Source organism: Microbulbifer mixtoriginis (SeqCode), assembly GCF_052466765.1.
The window spans coordinates 4,593,622-4,613,658 of sequence record NZ_CP174289.1; the positions used below are offsets into that span (position 1 = coordinate 4,593,622).

Annotated in this window: 18 protein-coding genes; 16 read left to right on the top strand and 2 right to left on the bottom strand. The window is 51.0% G+C overall.

Annotated features, from left to right (window positions below):
* Window positions 1-60: 60 nt before the first annotated feature.
* A complete protein-coding gene (gene mfd / locus ACJJIV_RS20045; protein WP_444890124.1) occupies window positions 61-3,540 on the bottom strand; it encodes a transcription-repair coupling factor in 3,480 nt (1,159 codons plus the stop codon).
* 306 nt (window positions 3,541-3,846) lie between these two features.
* On the opposite strand from mfd, the gene ACJJIV_RS20050 reads away from it, so the two are divergent.
* From ACJJIV_RS20050 to ACJJIV_RS20105, 12 genes are all read left to right on the top strand, one after another.
* A complete protein-coding gene (locus tag ACJJIV_RS20050; RefSeq protein WP_444891736.1) occupies window positions 3,847-5,307 on the top strand; it encodes a glyceraldehyde-3-phosphate dehydrogenase in 1,461 nt (486 codons plus the stop codon).
* Window positions 5,308-5,700: 393 nt separating this feature from the next.
* Window positions 5,701-7,041 (top strand): Na(+)-translocating NADH-quinone reductase subunit A, encoded by a 1,341-nt coding sequence (locus ACJJIV_RS20055; protein WP_444890125.1) that lies wholly within the window; start codon window positions 5,701-5,703, stop codon window positions 7,039-7,041.
* A 2-nt stretch (window positions 7,042-7,043) separates the two neighbouring features.
* A complete protein-coding gene (locus ACJJIV_RS20060) occupies window positions 7,044-8,255 on the top strand; it encodes an NADH:ubiquinone reductase (Na(+)-transporting) subunit B (RefSeq protein ID WP_252081954.1) in 1,212 nt (403 codons plus the stop codon).
* Window positions 8,248-9,030 (top strand): Na(+)-translocating NADH-quinone reductase subunit C, encoded by a 783-nt coding sequence (locus ACJJIV_RS20065; RefSeq protein ID WP_252081953.1) that lies wholly within the window; start codon window positions 8,248-8,250, stop codon window positions 9,028-9,030. Before ACJJIV_RS20060 ends, ACJJIV_RS20065 begins: the two co-directional genes overlap by 8 nt.
* A 2-nt stretch (window positions 9,031-9,032) precedes the next feature.
* Window positions 9,033-9,689, top strand: a complete 657-nt coding sequence (locus tag ACJJIV_RS20070; RefSeq protein ID WP_252081952.1) for an NADH:ubiquinone reductase (Na(+)-transporting) subunit D — start codon at window positions 9,033-9,035, stop codon at window positions 9,687-9,689.
* A gap of 3 nt (window positions 9,690-9,692) precedes the next feature.
* The gene (gene nqrE, locus ACJJIV_RS20075; protein WP_020413086.1) at window positions 9,693-10,301 is read left to right on the top strand and encodes an NADH:ubiquinone reductase (Na(+)-transporting) subunit E; all 609 of its coding nucleotides are present in this window, start codon (window positions 9,693-9,695) and stop codon (window positions 10,299-10,301) included.
* A 17-nt stretch (window positions 10,302-10,318) separates the two neighbouring features.
* Complete coding sequence (gene nqrF, locus ACJJIV_RS20080; protein WP_252081951.1) at window positions 10,319-11,542, top strand: NADH:ubiquinone reductase (Na(+)-transporting) subunit F; 1,224 nt, start codon at window positions 10,319-10,321, stop codon at window positions 11,540-11,542.
* Window positions 11,543-11,556: 14 nt separating this feature from the next.
* Complete coding sequence (locus ACJJIV_RS20085) at window positions 11,557-12,615, top strand: FAD:protein FMN transferase (protein WP_444890126.1); 1,059 nt, start codon at window positions 11,557-11,559, stop codon at window positions 12,613-12,615.
* The gene (nqrM, locus tag ACJJIV_RS20090; protein ID WP_252081949.1) at window positions 12,615-12,857 is read left to right on the top strand and encodes a (Na+)-NQR maturation NqrM; all 243 of its coding nucleotides are present in this window, start codon (window positions 12,615-12,617) and stop codon (window positions 12,855-12,857) included. Before ACJJIV_RS20085 ends, nqrM begins: the two co-directional genes overlap by 1 nt.
* Window positions 12,858-12,993: 136 nt before the next feature.
* The gene (sthA, locus tag ACJJIV_RS20095) at window positions 12,994-14,391 is read left to right on the top strand and encodes a Si-specific NAD(P)(+) transhydrogenase (RefSeq protein ID WP_444890127.1); all 1,398 of its coding nucleotides are present in this window, start codon (window positions 12,994-12,996) and stop codon (window positions 14,389-14,391) included.
* Window positions 14,388-14,852 carry a thioesterase family protein gene (locus ACJJIV_RS20100; RefSeq protein ID WP_252081947.1) on the top strand — a complete coding sequence of 155 codons (465 nt, stop codon included), beginning with the start codon at window positions 14,388-14,390 and terminating at the stop codon, window positions 14,850-14,852. Before sthA ends, ACJJIV_RS20100 begins: the two co-directional genes overlap by 4 nt.
* An 82-nt stretch (window positions 14,853-14,934) precedes the next feature.
* Window positions 14,935-15,381: a GNAT family N-acetyltransferase gene (locus ACJJIV_RS20105; RefSeq protein ID WP_444890128.1), complete on the top strand. Its 447-nt coding sequence runs from the start codon at window positions 14,935-14,937 to the stop codon at window positions 15,379-15,381.
* Between the two features lie 80 nt (window positions 15,382-15,461).
* Here ACJJIV_RS20105 and ACJJIV_RS20110 read toward each other — a convergent pair whose 3' ends face one another.
* Window positions 15,462-16,442, bottom strand: a complete 981-nt coding sequence (locus ACJJIV_RS20110) for an integron integrase (protein WP_444890129.1) — start codon at window positions 16,440-16,442, stop codon at window positions 15,462-15,464.
* A gap of 377 nt (window positions 16,443-16,819) precedes the next feature.
* On the opposite strand from ACJJIV_RS20110, the gene ACJJIV_RS20115 reads away from it, so the two are divergent.
* The 4 genes from ACJJIV_RS20115 to ACJJIV_RS20130 all read left to right on the top strand — a co-directional run bounded on the left by ACJJIV_RS20115 (window position 16,820) and on the right by ACJJIV_RS20130 (window position 20,008).
* Window positions 16,820-17,224 (top strand): DUF2251 domain-containing protein, encoded by a 405-nt coding sequence (locus ACJJIV_RS20115; RefSeq protein ID WP_444890130.1) that lies wholly within the window; start codon window positions 16,820-16,822, stop codon window positions 17,222-17,224.
* A 104-nt stretch (window positions 17,225-17,328) separates the two neighbouring features.
* A complete protein-coding gene (gene yidI, locus ACJJIV_RS20120) occupies window positions 17,329-17,754 on the top strand; it encodes an inner membrane protein YidI (RefSeq protein WP_444890131.1) in 426 nt (141 codons plus the stop codon).
* Window positions 17,755-17,965: 211 nt separating this feature from the next.
* On the top strand, window positions 17,966-19,522 hold the full coding sequence (locus tag ACJJIV_RS20125; protein WP_444889496.1) for a transposase: 1,557 nt from the start codon (window positions 17,966-17,968) through the stop codon (window positions 19,520-19,522).
* 156 nt (window positions 19,523-19,678) lie between these two features.
* Complete coding sequence (locus ACJJIV_RS20130; RefSeq protein ID WP_252081938.1) at window positions 19,679-20,008, top strand: hypothetical protein; 330 nt, start codon at window positions 19,679-19,681, stop codon at window positions 20,006-20,008.
* Window positions 20,009-20,037 lie beyond the last annotated feature (29 nt).

Below are 20,037 nucleotides of genomic sequence, written 5' to 3' on the forward strand. Positions count from 1 at the left end.
GGATTGTGGCAGGGGGTGGCCCCCCTGTCGATCGATCAGGTCACTAGCTGCCGGATACTATCACTGGGCTAAGCGCTCCAGCACTTCGCTTATTTCCTGTAGCTTGCGGTCGGCGCCCTCTTCATCGAGGCTGAAGTTCAGCTGGTTGGCGCCGGCCAGCTGGTAGCGTCCCGGTTGTGTCTGCACCAATTTCACTAGGGTGAGGGGGTCTACTTGGGTATTTTCGGCAAACTCGATGCGACCTCGGGCGGCGGAGGCTTCCAATTTGCGAATGCCCATTTTATCGGCCTTCAGTTTTATTTCGGTGGTGCGGAACAGGTGTTTGACCGGTTCAGGCAGTAGACCAAAGCGGTCGATCATCTCCACCTGTAACTCCTTCAGTTGTTGGCGATCAACGGCATTGGCGATACGTTTGTACATCATTAGACGGCCATGGACATCCGGCAAGTAGTCCTCTGGAATCAGCGCCGGTACCCGCAGATTGACATCTACAGCCGGGGACTCCAGGGGGTCGTCGATATTGGGAGTGCGCCCCTCGCGAATGGCTTTTACCGCGCGGTCGAGCATCTCCATATACAGGTTGAAGCCGACACTTTGGATTTGCCCGCTCTGTTCCTCACCAAGTAACTCGCCGGCGCCACGGATTTCCAGATCGTGGGTGGCCAGGGTGAATCCAGCCCCAAGATCCTGGGCTTCACTGATTGCTTCCAGTCGCTTGACTGCGTCGCCAGCCATTGAGCGTTTGTTGGGGGTCAGCAAGTAGGCATAGGCTTGGTGGTGGGATCGCCCCACACGACCACGCAGCTGGTGCAGCTGGGCCAGGCCAAATTTGTCTGCGCGTTCGATCAGTATTGTGTTGGCAGTTGGGACGTCGATACCGGTTTCGATAATGGTGGTACACACCAGTACGTTAAAGCGCTTGTGGTAAAAGTCACTCATGACCTGCTCCAGTTCGCGCTCACGCATCTGACCGTGACCGATACCGATGCGGGCCTCGGGAATCAGCTCCTGTAATTCTCGGGCGATACGCTCAATGCTTTTCACTTCATTGTGCAGGAAATACACCTGGCCGCCACGGAGGATCTCCCGCAGTATGGCCTCCTTCACCAGTGCATCGTCGCGCTCGCGCACGAAAGTTTTTACAGAGAGGCGTCGCGCCGGCGGCGTGGCGATGACTGATAGATCGCGAATGCCGGCCATTGCCATATTTAAAGTGCGCGGGATCGGTGTGGCGGTTAGGTTGAGGATATCCACTTCGGCGCGCAGGCTCTTGAGGCGCTCTTTCTGGCGTACCCCAAAGCGGTGTTCTTCGTCGATAATCAGCAGTCCGAGATTCTTAAAGTCCAGGTCGCTCTGTAGAAGCTTATGGGTACCGACAAGGATATCCACTTTGCCACTGGCTACCTTCTCTTTCACGCTGTCCACTTCTTTGCCTGAACGGAAGCGGGAGATCACTTCAATATTGATGGGCCAGTCGGCGAAGCGATCCTGGAAAGACTGGAAATGTTGCTGCGCTAACAGTGTGGTGGGTACCAGCATGGCCACTTGCTTGCCGGCATGGGCGGCGACAAAGGCCGCACGCATAGCGACTTCGGTTTTACCAAAGCCCACATCGCCACACACCAGTCGGTCCATGGGCTTTTTCGACTGCATGTCGCCAATCACGGCTTCAATGGCCTGCTGCTGGTCTGGTGTTTCCTCGAAGGGGAAGCCGGCTGAAAATTCTCTATAAGCCAGCTTAGGGTCGGCAAAAGCATGACCTACACGGGCTTCACGACGCGCATAGATATCCAGGAGTTCGGCAGCGGCATCACGAACTTTTTCGGCGGCTTTGCGCTTGGCTTTCTGCCACTGTTCGCTGCCCATTTTATGCAGTGGAGCCAGGGCTTCATCGGCACCGGAGTAACGGCTGATCAGGTGCAGGCTGGCTACGGGAACATAGAGCTTGGCTTCATTGGCGTATTCCAGAGTCAAGAACTCGGCAGGCTGTCCATCGATTTCCAGGTGTTGCAGGCCGCGGTAGCGTCCCACTCCTTGATCGATATGCACTACCGGGGCGCCGATACGCAATTCCGCCAGGTTTTTGACTGCATTGTCTGCATCATCTTTGGCTTTTTTGCGGCGGCGCTGTTGTAGCACCCGCTCGCCAAATAACTGCGGTTCCGCGATCAGGTTGACGGCTGGATCGGTCAGTAACAGGCCCTGATCCAGGGGCGCTACGGTGATCCCAATGGATTCACTGCTTTGGAGGAATTCTTCCCAGCTGGCATAGGTTGGGGGAGTCAGGCGAATACCTTTTAAAAGCTCCAGCAATGCCTCGCGGCGCCCACCGCTTTCGGCACAGAAGAGCACTCGTCCCGAGTACTCTATCAGGTAACTTTCCAGGGCGGCCATTGGCTGCTCGGCCTTGCCGTCTACTGGCAGGGTTGGAGGCACTTGGGTGGCAAAGTTGTAATTGCCCCGGGCATCGGGCAGCGTCTCTGCAGAGAAGATGGCCCTTGGCATCGATTTGAGCGCGCCATTGAATTCATTGATATCCAGCAGAATCTGGCGTGGTTGAAGAATTGGGCGGGTCAGATCGCCACGGCGGCTCTCATAGCGGTTGCTGACCTCGCGCCAAAAGCTATCAACAGGTGCTTGCACATTTCCCTGGATAAAAGCCTGGCTGTTCTTGGGAAGGTAGTCGAACAGGCTCGCGCAATTGTTATCGAAAAATAGTGGCAGGTAGTATTCGATACCCGCTGGGGCAATTCCTGCACTGATATCCTGGTAGATGGGCACAAGACTGGGGTCCACCTGGAATTGTTCATGCCAGTTCTGCAGAAAGCCGGAAAGACCGGCCTTGTGCATTGGGAACTCTCTCGCGGGCAGCAGGTGAATAGTTTCCACCTTATCCACTGTGCGTTGAGTTTCCGGGTCAAAGGTGCGCAGGGATTCAATTTCATCGTCGAATAGATCGATGCGATAGGGCAGTGGACTGCCCATAGGGAAAATATCCATGAGTGAGCCGCGCACGGCAAACTCACCGTGTTCATAGACGGTATCTACACAGTGATAGCCTGCCTGCTCTAACAGGCGACGCTGGATATCAATATCAAATTGTTGCCCCTCAGTGAGAATCAGCGCATTGCCGGCGACGTAATCGCTGGGTGGCAAGCGATGCATTAGAGTGCTTACAGGCACTATAACGATGCCGCTCCCCATTTGCGGCAGGCGGTAGAGGGTGGCCAGGCGGTCCGAGATAATATCCTGGTGCGGGGAGAAGGTATCGTAGGGGAGAATTTCCCAGTCTGGAAAATGAAAGATCTCAAAGTCGCCCTCTGAGGCTGCATCTCTCCGCGCTTTGTTAAAAAATTTCAGCTGTACCTCTAAGCGGTGCGCTTCGAGGCTGTCACGAGTGATCAGCAGTGTGGGGGATTGACTGTTGCGAGCAGCATTCAGAATGGCGAGTGCGGCCGCTGCGCCGTGAAGTTGCCCCCAGAATTGCCGGTCGGTGGTGCTGTGAAATTTGGGGGGAGTCAGGGGCTGTATATCGGTCATCGTTCCTTAAATATCCGCGCTTTCATTTGCTGTAGTGCCAGGGGCGGCTATTGTAGCCGCGATCGGATCGGGCTGCAGTCTATGATATCTATGTCTGTGGTTTCGATCTCAAACGGCTGCAATTTTTGGGGGATTGCGTATCGCGAGGGCTTGTGACAACAAAAAGGTAGTTTTACTACATTTTTTTGGTTTTTTTTTGCGCAGTTGCGTAGCAGCAGGTGAATACTGATAATGCGCAGCCATACGGCCCCGAGTGGTTTGTGGGCCGTGATTTCCTGCCTATTAAACACATTGCAGAGGTGTCCGATAGTGACTCAGAAGCGACCGAAGCCCGCGGACTTTTTCAAGGACTGGAAACAGCGTGAAGCACTGGCTGAAACCATGATCCCGATGATTGGAAAGCTCAACCGTGAGAGCAACGTCGGTATTTATATGTACGGCCGCAACCTGGTTAATCGCTCAGTGCTGAGCATTATGAAAGCGCACCGCTTCGTGCGTCAGGTTGAGGAAAATGAACTCTCCGAGTTTGAAACCTTCCCTGTATTGGAAGCCATCTGCAAGATGGAGCTGGGTCCCGTACATATCGACCTGGGGACCATGACCAACAAGTACATGCGCGACGATCGCGGCTTGTCTGTGGATGAGTTTGTACGTGAAGAGCTGTCCGACGCAGCGGGTGCCGGCAAGCCTCTGCCTGAATCCAAAGATGTTGTGATCTACGGTTTTGGCCGTATCGGCCGTCTGGTTGCCCGCCTGCTGATCGACAAGGCCGGTAGTGGTGACGTTCTGCGTCTGCGCGCTATCGTACTGCGCAAGGGTAAGGCCCCCAACGATCTGGTGAAGCGCGCTTCTCTGCTGCGTCGCGACTCCGTACATGGCGCCTTCCAGGGTACTATCCGTGTGGACGAGGAGACCAACTCCCTGATCTGTAACGGTAACGAAATCAAGATTATCTACGCCAACTCCCCGCAGGAAGTGGATTACACCCAGCACGGTATCAACGATGCGATTATCGTTGACAGTACCGGTGTATGGCGCGATGAAGAAGGCCTGAGCCAGCACCTGCAGAGCCCCGGCGCCTCCAAAGTGCTTCTGACTGCACCGGGCAAGGGCGATATCAAGAATATCGTTTACGGTATCAACAGTAGCGACATCAAGCCGGAAGACAAGGTACTGTCTGCCGCTTCCTGTACCACTAACGCCATCGTGCCTGTGCTGAAGGCGATGATGGACGGTTACGGCGTTGAGCACGGCCACGTAGAAACTGTACACGCCTACACCAATGACCAGAACCTGATCGACAACTACCACAAAGGTGAGCGTCGCGGTCGCGCAGCAGCGCTGAATATGGTTCTGACTGAAACTGGTGCCGCCAAGGCGGTTGCCAAAGCGCTGCCGGAGCTGAAAGGTAAGCTCACCGGTAACGCAATTCGCGTTCCAACCCCTAATGTTTCCATGGCGATCCTGAACCTGAACCTGGGTAAAGAGACCACCAAGGAAGAGCTGAACGAATATATGCGCGACGTGGCGCTGCACTCGCCACTGCGTCAGCAGATCGATTTCACCAACTCCCCGGAAGTGGTATCCAGCGATTTTGTTGGCTCCCGCGTTGCCTGCGTATTCGATTCCACTGCGACTATCGTGGATGGTAAGAACGCAGTGCTCTACTGCTGGTACGACAACGAGTTCGGTTATAGCTGTCAAGTGGTTCGCTGCTTGGAAGATATGGCTGGCGTTCGTTATGAGTTGTTCCCTAAGAAAGACTAAGGCGTCAGCTTAAGGTCTGCAGGTCGGCTCTTTGGGCTGACCATGAGGGTGGGGCGGCAGTCACAGCCGTCCGCCCACATCTTTCCAAATCCCTGTTTTTTCAGTAGAAATTTCCCTTCTAAGTGCCACTTTGGACGCTTCCAGACTGGTAAAGCTTTTGCCCCATCTTTATAATGCGCGCGATTTTGCGGGGCGGCCGTGCGCCGAGAAGTTAGCGCGCACAACCTTTAGTTAGCTTCCTTCCGCCCGGTCTACGGGTGAAACGGCATAAGCCCTCGCAGCACAGAATTCCACAGTATGGCTCGCCAGTCCGGGATTGACTGTTTTTCAGTTTGAACCTGGGCGGGTGGGCTTTATTGCAATTTTATAAACTAGAAACTTAGGCATAGGCGTATGAGAAAGATCCGTCGGGGATTGGACTTACCCATATCCGGCGCGCCCGAGCAGGTCATCCACAAAGGACCTGCGATCAAGACCGTTGCTGTTCTCGGCCCCGATTATCACGGGATGAAGCCGACAATGGCAGTGGCTGTAGGGGATCGCGTCAATCTTGGTCAGCTACTGTTCAGTGACAAAAAAACCGAAGGCGTGCGCTATACCGCGCCGGCCGCCGGTCGTGTTGTTGCTATCAATCGCGGTGCCCGCCGTGTTCTGCAATCCGTTGTGATTGGCATAGACGGCGATGCAGCAGAACAGTTCCAGAGCTATAGCGTAGATAAGCTATCTGGTCTGACGCGCGAACAGGTCGTTGAGAACCTGGTTGAATCCGGTATGTGGACCGCACTGCGTACCCGCCCGTTCAGCCGCGTTCCCGCTTTGGATGCTAAACCGGAAGCGGTGTTTATCAATGCGATGGACACCAATCCTCTCGCTGCCAACCCAGAAGTGGTCATTGCCGAGAACCCCAAAGCCTTCTCTCAGGGCGTTGAGATTCTTTCCAAGCTGGCGAAAACCACTTACGTCTGTACCGCTCCTGATGCAGATATCCCCGTACCGAGCGCTGCGAATATTCGCCGTGAAGCTTTTGCCGGCCCCCACCCGGCTGGCCTGTCCGGTACCCATATCCACTACTTGAACCCGGTTTCCGGCTCTCGCAGTGTATTTACCATTAATTACCAGGATGTGATCGCCGTAGGCAAACTGTTTACCACCGGTAAACTGTTCACCGATCGCGTTGTTTCCCTGGCCGGCCCTCAAGTTAAGCAGCCCCGACTTGTGCGCACTCGTCTCGGCGCCAGCCTGGAAACTTTGACTTCCGGTGAGTTGAAAGGTGATAACGACCGTGTTATTTCCGGCTCCGTATTTGGCGGCAGCACTGCTGAAGGTCCTTTGGGTTACCTGGGGCGTTACCATAATCAGGTATCTGTGCTGGAAGAGGGTGGTGAGCGTCCTTTCCTGCACTATCTGCGTGCCGGTAACAAGCGCTTCTCCGTTTTCCCGATTTACCTTTCGCGCCTGTTCAAGAACAGACTGTTCAACTTCACCACCAGTACTAACGGTTCCGAGCGTGCCATGGTACCGGTCGGCACTTATGAGAAGGTCATGCCGCTGGACGTACTGCCGACCCAGCTACTGCGCTCCCTGATCGTGGGTGATACCGCTATGGCCCAGAAACTGGGTGCTCTGGAGTTGGATGAGGAAGATCTGGCACTGTGCACCTTTGTGTGTCCGGGCAAGTACGAATACGGCCCCATTTTGCGGGACAACCTGACCCGTATTGAGAAGGAGGGGTAAGTATGTTGCGTAAATTCCTCGATTCCATCGAACCGAAATTCCACAAAGGCGGCAAGTTCGAAAAGTTCTATGCCCTCTTTGAGGCCATTGATACTGGCTTGTTCCAGCCGGCTGATAAAACCAAGACCACCTCTCATGTGCGCGATGGTATCGACCTGAAGCGTATTATGATCACCGTGTGGGCTTGTGCGATGATCCCTGCCTTCTACGGTATGTGGAATATCGGTTTCCAGGCCAACACTATTCTGGAAGGTATGACCAATCCGGATCTGTCCGGCTGGCGTCACGCCATTATTGGTGCTCTGACCTCCTATAACCCTGCGAGCCTGTGGGACAACTTTGTCTACGGAGCCATGTACTTCCTGCCGATTTATGCGGTCACCTTTATTGTGGGTGGTATCTGGGAAGTGCTGTTCGCCGCTGTGCGCGGTCACGAAGTGAACGAAGGTTTCTTCGTAACCTCCATTCTGTTTGCCTTAACCTGTCCGCCGGATCTGCCTCTGTGGATGGTGGCTATGGGCATCAGCTTCGGTGTGGTGATCGGTAAGGAAGTGTTCGGTGGTACCGGCAAAAACTTCCTCAACCCGGCACTTACCGGTCGTGCGTTCGTATTCTTCGCCTACCCGGCAGCGATGTCTGGCGATGCAGTTTGGACTGCGGTTGACGGTTACACCGGTGCTACCGCGCTGTCTGTCATGGCCAGCGAAGGTATCCAGAACGGTATCGTGAATGCTGCGGTTGGCCAGGTAACCTGGTTCGACGCTTTCTTCGGCAAGATACATGGTTCCATCGGTGAAACTTCTACCCTGGCTATCCTGATTGCCGGTGTAATTCTGATGGGCATGAAGATCGCCAGCTGGCGCATCGTAGCCGGCACTCTGCTGGGTATGATGGCCACCGCATTTATGTTCAACATGATCGGTTCCGAAACCAACCCGATGTTCCAGGTACCCTGGTACTGGCATCTGGTGGTGGGCGGTTTTGCTTTCGGCCTGATCTTTATGACCACTGACCCGGTTTCCGCTGCTATGACCAACACTGGTCGCTGGTGGTACGGCATCCTGATCGGGGTGATGGTTGTCCTGATTCGTGTAGTGAACCCGGCCTTCCCGGAAGGCATGATGCTGGCGATCTTGTTCGCTAACCTGTTCGCTCCGCTGTTTGACCACTTTGTGGTGCAGTCCAATATCAAACGGAGGTTGGCACGTGGCTAATAAAGATTCCGTAACCGGTACTCTGATTGTCGCGCTGGTAATGTGCCTGGTGTGCTCTGTGGTGGTTTCCACTGCGGCGGTAATGCTGAAGCCTGCCCAGCAGGCGAATGCCGAGCTGGACATGAAGCGTAACGTACTGATGGCTGGTGGCCTGCTGAAGGACTCTCGCGCTAACAAAGCGGAAGTAGAGAAAGCCTTCGCCGATGTGAAGATCAAATACGTTGATCTGAACACCGGTAAGTTCACCGATGAAGCGCCGGCTGGCGGCAGCGGTCGCGCTGCTTCCAAGATTCCCTCTGCCAGTGAGAGACTGCCGGCAGACGAGGACACCGCCAAGATTATCCGTCGGGAAAACATTAAAGAGGTTTACCTGGTAGAGAAAGACGGCCAACTGGACAAGATCATTCTGCCTGTCCGTGGCTACGGACTTTGGGGTACCTTGTACGGCTTCCTCGCGCTGGAGAGCAACCTAGACACCGTAGCGGGCCTCGGCTTCTACGAGCACAAAGAAACTCCCGGACTGGGTGGCGAAGTGGACAACCCTAACTGGAAAGCCCAGTGGGTTGGTAAGCAAGTCTTCAACAAGCAAGGCGACGTAGATATCGCTGTGATCAAAGGCCAGGTTAACCCCAACAGCCCGAATGCGATTCATGAAGTAGACGGCCTGTCCGGTGCAACTCTGACCAGTAAGGGCGTTAGCAACCTGGTGAACTTCTGGCTGGGTAACCAAGGTTATGGTCCCTTCCTGAAAAACCTGAAAGCAGGGGAGGCATAAGCATGAAAATCAAAGAGACTCTGCTAGAGCCGATTTTTAACAACAACCCGATCGCACTGCAGATCTTGGGCATCTGTTCCGCACTGGCTGTAACCAGCTCGCTGCAGGTAACCCTGGTAATGTGTATCGCTCTGACCTCGGTTGTGGCCTGTTCCAACGTTGCGGTATCTCTGATCCGCAACCAGATCCCGAACAGTATCCGCATCATCGTTCAGATGACCGTGATTGCCTCATTGGTAATCCTGGTGGACCAGTTGATCAAGGCATTGGCATACGACATCTCCAAGCAGTTGTCCGTATTCGTTGGCCTGATCATTACCAACTGTATCGTAATGGGTCGTGCGGAAGCCTTCGCTATGAAGAACCCGCCGCTGCCCAGCTTCTTCGATGGTCTCGGTAACGGTCTGGGCTACAGCGTTATCCTGATTGGTCTCGCGGTAATCCGTGAACTGTTCGGCGCTGGCAAACTGTTCGGTGTGGACATCCTGACCACCGTGAGCAACGGTGGCTGGTATATCCCCAACGGCCTGCTGTTATTGCCGCCCAGTGCATTCTTCCTGATCGGCCTGTTCATCTGGGCAATCCGCGCCTGGAAGCCTGCCCAGGTTGAGCAAGACGAGTTCAAGATTGCGCCTAATTCCCAAGCGCAGGAGGCCTAATCCATGGAACATTATATTTCTTTGATTATCCGCGCCGTTTTCGTTGAAAACATGGCGTTGGCCTTCTTCCTCGGTATGTGTACCTTCCTGGCCGTATCGAAGAAGATCGAAGCTGCGATTGGCCTGGGTGTTGCGGTTATCGTGGTACTGACTCTGACAGTACCGGTGAACAACCTGATTTACACCTACCTGCTGAAAGACGGTGCACTGGCCTGGGCCGGTTACCCCGACGTGGACCTGAGCTTCCTCGGCTTGCTGTCTTACATCGGCGTAATTGCGGCACTGGTACAGATCCTGGAGATGTTCCTGGATAAATATGTACCAGCGCTCTACAACGCCCTGGGTGTATTCCTGCCGCTGATCACCGTGAACTGCGCCATCATGGGTGCCTCCCTGTTCATGGTTGAGCGCGAATACGCGTTCGGTGAGAGTGTTGCCTACGGTTTCGGTGCCGGCCTCGGCTGGGCACTGGCGATTACCGCTCTGGCCGGTATTCGTGAAAAGCTGAAGTACAGTGACGTTCCGGATGGCCTGAAAGGTCTGGGCATCACCTTCGTAACCGTTGGTCTGATGTCCCTAGGCTTCATGTCCTTCGGCGGCATCGATATCTAAGCGGGGAAAACAATAGAATGAGTATTGAAATTATCCTCGGCGTAGCGATGTTTACCGTCATCGTTCTGGCGCTGGTGGCGGTGATCCTTGCGGCCCGCTCGCGCCTGGTAAACACCGGCAACGTCAACATTTTGGTTAACGGTGAGAAGACTCTCACCGTGCCAGCCGGCGGCAAGCTGCTGCAAACCCTGGCTGCCAATAACCTGTTCCTGGCCTCCGCCTGTGGTGGCGGCGGCAGCTGTGCACAGTGTGTGTGTAAAGTGACTGCCGGCGGTGGCGATATGTTGCCGACTGAAGCGGCTCACTTTACCCCGCGCGATGCGAAAGAAGGCAAGCGTCTTTCCTGTCAGGTTGCGGTTAAGCAGGATATGGAAATCGAAGTGCCGGAAGAGGTGTTTGGAGTGAAGCAGTGGGAGTGCACTGTGGAATCCAACCCCAACGTTGCCACCTTTATTAAGGAGCTGACCTTGCGTCTGCCCGAAGGCGAAAACGTTGACTTCCGTGCTGGCGGTTATGTACAGCTGGAAGCCCCAGCTCACCACGTTAAATTTGCTGACTTCGAAGTAGAAGACCAGTACCGCGGTGACTGGGAGCACTTTGGCTTCTTCAAGTTGGAGTCCAAGGTCACCGAGCCTGTGGTTCGCGCCTACTCCATGGCTAACTACCCGGAAGAAAAAGGTGTTGTTAAGTTCAACATCCGTATCGCGACTCCGCCACCCCGTACCGAGGGTATCCCGCCGGGTCAGATGTCTTCCTACGTGTTCAGCCTGAAGCCGGGTGACAAGATCAAGGTGTACGGACCCTTCGGTGAGTTCTTCGCCAAGGAAACCGACAACGAGATGGTGTTTATCGGTGGTGGTGCCGGTATGGCGCCGATGCGTTCACACATCTTCGACCAGCTCAAGCGTCTGAATTCCAAGCGCAAGATCAGCTTCTGGTACGGCGCGCGTTCTCTGCGCGAGATGTTCTACGAAGATGACTACAACGGTCTGGCTGCTGAGTTTGATAACTTCAAGTGGCATGTGGCCTTGTCTGATCCGCAACCGGAGGACAACTGGACGGGTTACACCGGCTTCATTCACAACGTGGTGTATGAAAACTACCTGAAGGACCACCCGGCTCCGGAAGACTGTGAGTACTACATGTGTGGGCCACCCATGATGAACGCCGCAGTAATCAGCATGCTCAAAGACTTGGGCGTAGAGGATGAAAATATCCTCCTTGATGACTTCGGTGGTTAAACGGAGAGCTTAGTTTGCTAGACGCAATCAAAGCCCCGATAAAAGCAAAAACAGGGCCCGTTCTTCCGGCCCTGTTTTTGCTTTGGGCGACTGTAATTTTCACTGCCTGTACTCCGGCAGCGGAAAACTGGCAGCTTAGTGGCCGCACCATGGGGACCACTTATCACATCACGGTTGTCGATGTACCGCAAAGCGTAAAGCGTAGCGAGCTGCAAGCGTTAATTGACGATGAGCTGCAGCAGGTCAACCAGGAGATGTCCACCTATATCGAGGACTCGCAGTTGATGCGTTTCAACCGCGGTCCTGTAGGTGAGGCCATCCCGGTCAGCGAACCGCTGGCAGATATTGTGGCGCTGTCCCTGGATATTTATCGACGCAGTCAGGGTGCCTTCGAGGTTACCGTTGGCCCATTGGTTAATTTGTGGGGATTTGGTCCCCAACCAGAGCCTGAGAAAATTCCCTCCGATGCGGAGATAGCCGGCCTGCAAAAGGTAGTCGGCTCCGATGCACTTAAAGTGACCCGGAAACCGGATACGATCACTCGTCAGAGACCGGTAGAAATTGACCTTTCGGCTATCGCCAAGGGGCACGGCGTCGACCGGGTTGCACTGTTGCTGGAGCAGCAGGGAATTCGCAACTACTTGGTCGAAATCGGCGGTGAACTGCGTACCCAGGGTGTGAATCCAAAAGGTAAAACCTGGGTAATTGGTATTGAAGCGCCTGACTCGTTCGGCCAGATGGTTCAACAGCCCATTGGTGTTAGTGGTAAGGCGGTGGCTACCAGTGGTGATTACCGGAATTACTATGAACGCGATGGAGTGCGCTATGCGCACAGTATCGACCCCCGCACTGGTCGACCGTTACAGCACAAGCTGGCCTCGGTAACCGTGCTGGCAGATACCTGTGCTGAAGCAGATGGCCTTGCTACCGCTCTCAATGTACTTGGGGCTGAAGAAGGGTTGGCTTTGGCCGAACGTGAAAACCTGGCTGTTTTCATGCTGGTAAAAACTGATAAGGGTTTCGAGGAACGCTATAGCCGCGCCTTTGCACCCTACTTAGAGAGGTCTGAGTAATGACAATATTTATCTTTGCTTTTATTGCGATGCTGTTAGTAGTTGCCGGAATGGCACTCGGCGCCATGGTGCAAAATAAGCCACTAAAAGGCTCTTGTGGCGGCCTGAATAATATCGGAATGAAGCAGGACTGCACCATTTGTGGTGGCAACGACGACGAATGCGAAAAAGAGCAAGAGCGTAAGCGTCAGCAAAAGGTTGCCGCTGAAGACCTCGCTTACGACGCGACTAAGCGCAAGTAAGCAATCTCTCCCAAGCCCGTAATTAACGGGCTTGTTGTTTTATATCATTGGCACCTTCTGTGCTGATTTTAATATTGAGTGTGAGGCATTCTTAAATCTCATACTCCGTTTTGGAAAAATAGAATTAGAGCTATAGATGGCAGAGCAAAAGTTTGACTTGGTTGTAATTGGTTCTGGTCCGGCTGGTGAGGCCGCAGCAATGAGCGCCGCGAAAAAAGGTATGCGTGTCGCAGTGATTGAAAAACGCCAGGTAGTAGGCGGTAACTGTACCCATAAGGGCACCATTCCCTCCAAAGCTCTGCGCCACTCTGTCAAACAATTAATGCGTTATAACACTCAGAGTGTTTTTCGTGCTTTGGGTGAACCGCGCCGCCTAACCTTTCCTCAGGTGATGCAAACGGTCAATAAAGTGATTTCCTATCAAGTGGAAATGCACACCTCTTTTTATGCGCGTAATCGGGTTGAGCTAATCGTTGGGGCGGCAAATTTCCGCGATGCGAATAGTGTAGAAGTACAGCTGCCCGATGGTGCCACAGAAATTGTCACCGCGAAAAAATTTATTATTGCCACGGGTTCCCGTCCATATCGTCCCGCAGATGTGGACTTTGATCACGAGCGTGTCTACGACAGCGATATGATTCTGGATATGCAGCATACGCCGCATTCCATCATGATCTACGGCGCCGGCGTGATTGGCTGTGAATACGCTTCTATTTTCGCTGGTCTTGGTATCAAGGTAGATTTGATCAATACCCGCAGTAGCCTGTTGGAATTTCTGGATGATGAGATCTCTGATGCCTTGAGTTACCACTTGCGCGATATGGGCGTTACCGTTCGCCACCAGGAGGAGTATGCGCGTGTGCTCCCCAATGACCAGGGCGTGATTATGGAAATGCAGTCGGGTAAGCGTATCCATGCAGACGCGCTGCTCTGGTGTAATGGTCGTACAGGTAATACCTGCTCCCTGGGCCTGGAAAATGTCGGCCTCGAAGCGAATCACCGCGGCCAGTTAAGCGTAGATGATCATTACTGCACGGAAGTGGATAATATCTTTGCGGTGGGCGATGTTATTGGTTGGCCCAGCCTTGCCAGTGCCTCCTATGACCAGGGTAGGGCGGTAGCAGCAGCTATTGCCGGCCGCGGGCACCGTGTAATCGAGGATGCGCCCACTGGTATTTATACCCTGCCGGAAATTTCCTCAGTAGGAAAAACAGAATCCGAACTGACAGCCGCCAAGGTACCCTATGAGGTGGGGCGTGCGCTCTTTAAACACACTGCACGCGCACAGATCTCTGGTGAGCGCGTGGGCATGCTCAAGATCCTGTTCCATATTGAAACCCGTGAAATTCTCGGCATTCACTGTTTTGGTGCCGAAGCGGCAGAGATTGTGCATATTGGTCAGGCCATCATGAAGCAGCCTTCGCCAAATAACACCATCGATTATTTCGTTAACACCACATTTAATTACCCCACCATGGCAGAGGCCTACCGTAGTGCCGCACTGGATGGTCTCAACCGGGTTGCAAGATTATGACAGAGCCCTCTCCCCATGAATTTCAGGAGTTGGTAAAGGGATTTTTTGAAAAGATCCCTTTTAATCAGCAGATTGGCCTTGAAATGCGCTCCCTAGACCTAGAGGCCCTTACTCTTTCCGCCGGTTTTCAACAACGTCCGGAGTTGATAGGTAACGTCTGGACAAATATTTTGCACGGCGGCGTAATTGCCACCGCTCTGGATACCGTCGGTGGCCTTACCGCAATGGTTGCTGCATATCAGCGCATGGGGGATCTGCACTGGAAAGAAAAAGCCGATCGCCTTTCTAAGCTGGGTACGGTAGATATGCGCGTGGATTATTTAAAGCCCGGAAGGGGGGAGCACTTTCTCTGTGAAGGCTCAATTCTACGCACAGGCAATAAACTCGTGGTTGCGCGTATGGAGTTGAGTAATGACCGGGAAGAATTAATTGCTACTGGGACTGCCACATTTCTCTACTGATGCCCCCTTGGATTAGTTGCAAGAACTGACTTACAGCTAATTTGGTAAGCTGAAATGCTTTTGTAAATTGCGAGGGGACATTGTGAAAATATTACGATGTGAAAGCCATCATGTACCTGAGGTGGCTCAATTATTTGATGAATACAGGGTGTTTTGTGGCTATAAATCGGACTTAATTGGAACTGAGTCTTTTCTGGGCAACTTGATCGACAGTCAGGCTTCCACACTTTTTATAGCAATAGATTCCGAGTGTTCTGAGGTAATGGGTTTTGTGAATCTTTATCCCAGCTTTTCTTCCCTTGCTCTCACACGCCTGTGGATTTTAAATGACTTAGGGGTGTCAAGCCGCTTTAGGGGTAGGGGTGTTTCTAAAAAGTTGATCCAGGCTGCGATAGATTTTGCAAAAGAAACTCAGGCCATTCGTATTGAACTTAAAACAGAGAAAAGAAACAATCGCGCACGTCAGTTATATCAGTCTTTAGGTTTTGAGATTGACTGTGAAAATATTTACTACAGAGTACCCTGTTAAAAAGCAACGGGTCTTTTAGCAAAGAGTGAGAGAAGGACTTAAAGCTCAGCCGTTTTTAGAGGTCATGCCTGGGGCTCAATCTAATCTAATGGACTGCTAATCCCACGTTCATGAACACCAATCACGTGTGTGTAGATCATCGTAGTACTTATATCATTGTGACCAAGAAGTTCTTGAATATTGCGAATGTCTGCACCTGATCGTAATAGGTTGGTAGCGAATGAATGCCTGAAGGTGTGGCAGCTGGCTTTATTTCGTATACCCAAGCTCGAAATAGCCTTGGCAACTGCACGCCTTATCTGTTGTTCTCCAATATGATGCCTTCGTATGATATCGCTACGAGGATCGAGCGAGCGCTCTCTAGCAGGAAATATATATTGCCAAACGGGGTTGGTGGCAGCCTTTGGGAGCTTTCTGGCTAGCGCAAATGGGAGATAGACCTCGCCATATCCTTCAACGAGATCCTGCTGATGGAGCGAGAGAGCATAGTGAATTTGGGCCCTTAATGGTTCAATAAGAGATTTAGGTAGTAGGGTCCTTCTCCACTTTTCACCCTTGGCTTCACGTACGAATATACACTGCTCTGTAAAATCAACGTCTTTCACCCGAAGCCGCACGGCTTCCATGACCCTAAGACCGGAACCGTACATCAAAGATGCAGCAAGCTTTGCCGGGCCAGTAAGCTGCCCCAAAATATCTGTGGCCTCCACATGGCTGAAAACCACTGGCAACCGCCTGGGACGATGACTGCTGTGAAATTTGAGCTCACCTAGTTCAAGGCCGATAAACTGCTTGTATAAAAATACGACGGCATTTAAAGCCGTTTTCTGGGTATTGATTGATACGGATCGATTGGTTGCCAAATGACTGAGCCAGTTATTCACTTCAGCCTTGCCTAGTGCTTCTGGGTGGCGCATCTGATTAAAGCGAATAAAGTCTTTAATCCAATAGCAATAGGTTTGCTCGGTTTTGTATGCCAAATACTTTGATCGCATGAAAGTTCGCAATCGATCCATAAATCGAGAGGAGCTTTTGGGGATCGGTATAGGAATGTCATCCATTTAAACACACCCAGGCCTGGTTATATATACAGTCTTGCAAAAAATATGACCAGATGCGAGCTGGAATTTCGGTCATCGTGACCGTTATTTTGATAGGTTTGGCAAATATGTTCAAAAAATCATTAAATACAATGAGTTACGTAAAGTGGTATATTTAAGAATAGTGGTCGCAGTGACCATTTTTCCATATTGCACCTTCGTATCATTTTTGTATAACTATATGATTTTAAAGTGATTCAAAGGGGGCTGTCGTGGGATTGCTTCTGAAATAGTAATCAGGATAATAGTGGTCATGATGATCACTATATAAATGTTAAACGAATATGATCATCAAATATCTGCTACTTACAATAACGATGACTTGGAGCCTTATTAGCATGGCCGACGAGGCAATGATATATGCCGAAACTGAGTTCACAGTTGGTGTTGAAACTACTCTTGAAAGTGGGTCACCGAAGAATAGCTACATGGTCGTGTTCGAAGATGATGGTGACACTGGATACTTATACGGATTAGATAGAAGCCGTGATGATAACCCAGTTCTAGATGCTCTTCATATTTATAATGTCGCTAATGTCACGGATAAGCATCTGCCATCTGAAGCTCAAATTGTGTGGTCAGGAGATGGTAATAAGGCTCTACTACTGATTAACGGCTACCCTCATGCAGCATTCGATTTTCTAGCTCAAAGAGGTTATTGCCGTACGAATTTCCCACAGCCAGACACCAAATGGACTAAGCACAGCCATGAATGGAGCGATGATGTTCTTACACTGTTCTGAGTCCGCGTTTAACAATGCAAAGCATGTCGCACCTGCGGTGCTGGACCTCCGCACTGCGTGCTCCGGCCCATGTTTACGGCGTTATATTTCGCAAGGACCAAGCCATGAATATTAAATTTGGAAATTTGGGGATAGTCTTCGGTGGCTTGGCTCTCATGCTTGCTCTCGTACATTTTTGGGGTGGCCCATTTTCACCACAACCAACAATGGAAACAGTAGTAGCAGAGAAAGCGGCTTCACTGAGGCAAGCGGCCATTGATGCACTTAGCGGAAAGAAAGTAGTAGAAACCACTTATAGAAAGAAAATCGATGCTGATTCCATTATTAATATAGTGACAGCTATTCTGGGAGGTATAGCGCTAATTCTAGGAGTAGTTTCATTTACACAAAAGGAGCCAACTCGAGTTGCCGGAGGAGCTGCAATCCTTGGTGTAAGTGCCATAGCATTTCAATTTATTGCAATGGCGGTAATGGTACTGCTCGCAATCCTACTAATTAGCGCAGTGCTTTCAAGCATCGGAGTGGGGTAAATATAACAATCGCAGGCAGTGAAGCTCCGGCCCTACGGGCCTCCGCGGGACGGCTTACCTTATGCACGTTTTGCGCTGTCGCTTCGCTCCCATTTTCGCGCAAAATGCGCATAAGGTAATCCGCCCCTGCCTTGGGCGTTCAGGCTGTAGAAAAACTCTTAAAAGGTAGCTTTTTTGTTAAAATGGAGGTCTTGATGTCGAGATTATCCATATGCCCAACTTCAAACGTTACGATTACAACCAAGATGCAATGGTCGTCATCAATTTCGAAGAACAATTACAACCTGAAACCTTTGAGTTTACACTTCATCATCTGATTGATGATCATATCGACCTCTCTGCCTTCCATAAAAAATATCAAAATGATAGCGGCGGGCGAACCGCTTATGATCCAGCTATCCTCCTGAAAATCATATTGTTTGCTTACTCAAAAGGCATTACCTCAAGTCGTGAAATTCAATGGCAATGTGAGAACAATATCCTCTTCAAAGCACTGTCATGCGATACCGTTCCGCATTTTACTAGTATTGCAAGTTTCGTAAGCAGTTATCCTGATGCGATTGAGTCGGTGTTTGAGCAAGTGTTACTGGTCTGCGATCAGCAGGGACTGCTTGGAAACGAACTTTTCGCAATAGATGGATGCAAGATGCCATCCAATGCCAGCAAAGAACATTCGGGGACTTTTAGAGAGCTAGCACAGAAGCAGGAAAAAATTCGCAAGAAGATCAAATATTTCCTCAAAGAGCACAAGAGGCTGGATGGCAGGAAGCCTAAAGAAAAAGAGCGAAAGCAAGCGGTAGCTAAAGCGGCGGATACGCTGCAGAAACACTTTGATAAAATTGATCAGTTCTTAAAGAATCATTCCCCCAGGATGGGGCAAGGTAAAAAACCTAAAGAAGTGAAAAGTAATATCACGGACAATGAATCAGCTAAGATGACTACCAGCAAGGGAACCATCCAGGGCTATAACGGTGTTGCCGCAGTTGATAGGAAGCATCAGATAGTTGTTGAGGCCCAGGCCTTTGGAGAGGGCCAGGAGCATCATACATTGAAACCTATTCTTGATGGCATCAGTTGCCATTATCAGAATATAGGAATAGATGAAGACATCTTGGCCAAACAGGTCATCATTACTGCTGATACTGGATTCTCCAACGACGCTAACTACAACTACCTGCGAGAGAACGGCATCAATGCCTACATACCTGATAATAAATTCCGTTCACGTGATAAAGCTTTTACAACGCAAAAAACCAAGTATGGCAAGCGCAATCAAAAAGGTAGGGCTAATGTCCAGAAGACTACCCCAGCTAGTGAATTTACATTCAACAAGAAAAAGAAAACCTGTATCTGTCCTGCAGGAAAAGCCATGCTCTTGTTAAAAGAAGAGCATGTCAGTGAAGGTAAGAAGAAACTACTGTTCGAAGGGCGCCTCACCGACTGCAGGGCATGCAGCCTTAAAAGTCAGTGTATGCGAAACCCAGACTCTGCTGACTCTCGAAAAGGACACGGAAGGCAAGTATCCCTTACGTGGACAAACGGACGGACAGCCACCGACTGGATGAAGAAGAGGGTTGATAGTATCGAGGGCAAGACCATTTATGGACATCGAATGTCTGCTGTCGAACCGGTATTTGGAAACATTGGTACCAATAAACGATTGAATCGCTTCTCGCTACGAGGAAAAAGTAAGGTTCAAGGACAATGGCAGATGTTCTGCTTGGTACATAACATTGAAAAGTTGATGAGATATGGCAGTATCCACTGATTGAGTATAAATTAAGGGCATCAAGATGCCTAAATTTAATACAATGAATGAAATTTGGTGGTATAGATAAAATTTGGCCGAAATTTCAATTGGAGGAATCTGGGAAATGGCAGATTTTTCTAAAACTGTTTTTCTACAGTCTCGTTATGTGAATACATGAATTACTACATACTTTCAAAAGACCTATGCTTAGGTCGATCGAGACTGGAACATGCTGATTTAAGCATGGGCATGGTTCATGGAATCTTTACGCAAGAACCTGATTATCAAAAAGTAAAAAATGTTTTTAAACTGTTCGCCAATGAGCAATATGATGAATATTATCAGAAAAGAGATGATTTAGAGTTAACCCTTCAAGATGAGTCAGGTAATAAAATTTCTACTCACTTTATCCACATTGAAGACTATTCTCCAGAGTTTGAAGAGATTAGTGTAGAGGTCAAATTAGTAGACCCTCAGTCATGGGCAGGTAATGCAAACACATAACCAGTGCAGGCAAAATCGCCGGCAAGCGG

Bases quoted from the DNA above. Each gene is read 5' to 3' on its own strand.
- ACJJIV_RS20110 (WP_444890129.1), bottom strand. From the start codon at position 16,442: ATGGATGACATTCCTATACCGATCCCCAAAAGCTCCTCTCGATTTATG.
- ACJJIV_RS20055 (WP_444890125.1), top strand. From the start codon at position 5,701: ATGAGAAAGATCCGTCGGGGATTGGACTTACCCATATCCGGCGCGCCC.
- nqrF (WP_252081951.1), top strand. From the start codon at position 10,319: ATGAGTATTGAAATTATCCTCGGCGTAGCGATGTTTACCGTCATCGTT.
- mfd (WP_444890124.1), bottom strand. From the start codon at position 3,540: ATGACCGATATACAGCCCCTGACTCCCCCCAAATTTCACAGCACCACC.
- ACJJIV_RS20130 (WP_252081938.1), top strand. From the start codon at position 19,679: ATGAATTACTACATACTTTCAAAAGACCTATGCTTAGGTCGATCGAGA.
- yidI (WP_444890131.1), top strand. From the start codon at position 17,329: ATGAATATTAAATTTGGAAATTTGGGGATAGTCTTCGGTGGCTTGGCT.
- nqrE (WP_020413086.1), top strand. From the start codon at position 9,693: ATGGAACATTATATTTCTTTGATTATCCGCGCCGTTTTCGTTGAAAAC.
- nqrM (WP_252081949.1), top strand. From the start codon at position 12,615: ATGACAATATTTATCTTTGCTTTTATTGCGATGCTGTTAGTAGTTGCC.
- ACJJIV_RS20115 (WP_444890130.1), top strand. From the start codon at position 16,820: ATGGCCGACGAGGCAATGATATATGCCGAAACTGAGTTCACAGTTGGT.
- ACJJIV_RS20060 (WP_252081954.1), top strand. From the start codon at position 7,044: ATGTTGCGTAAATTCCTCGATTCCATCGAACCGAAATTCCACAAAGGC.
- ACJJIV_RS20070 (WP_252081952.1), top strand. From the start codon at position 9,033: ATGAAAATCAAAGAGACTCTGCTAGAGCCGATTTTTAACAACAACCCG.
- ACJJIV_RS20125 (WP_444889496.1), top strand. From the start codon at position 17,966: ATGCCCAACTTCAAACGTTACGATTACAACCAAGATGCAATGGTCGTC.
- sthA (WP_444890127.1), top strand. From the start codon at position 12,994: ATGGCAGAGCAAAAGTTTGACTTGGTTGTAATTGGTTCTGGTCCGGCT.
- ACJJIV_RS20100 (WP_252081947.1), top strand. From the start codon at position 14,388: ATGACAGAGCCCTCTCCCCATGAATTTCAGGAGTTGGTAAAGGGATTT.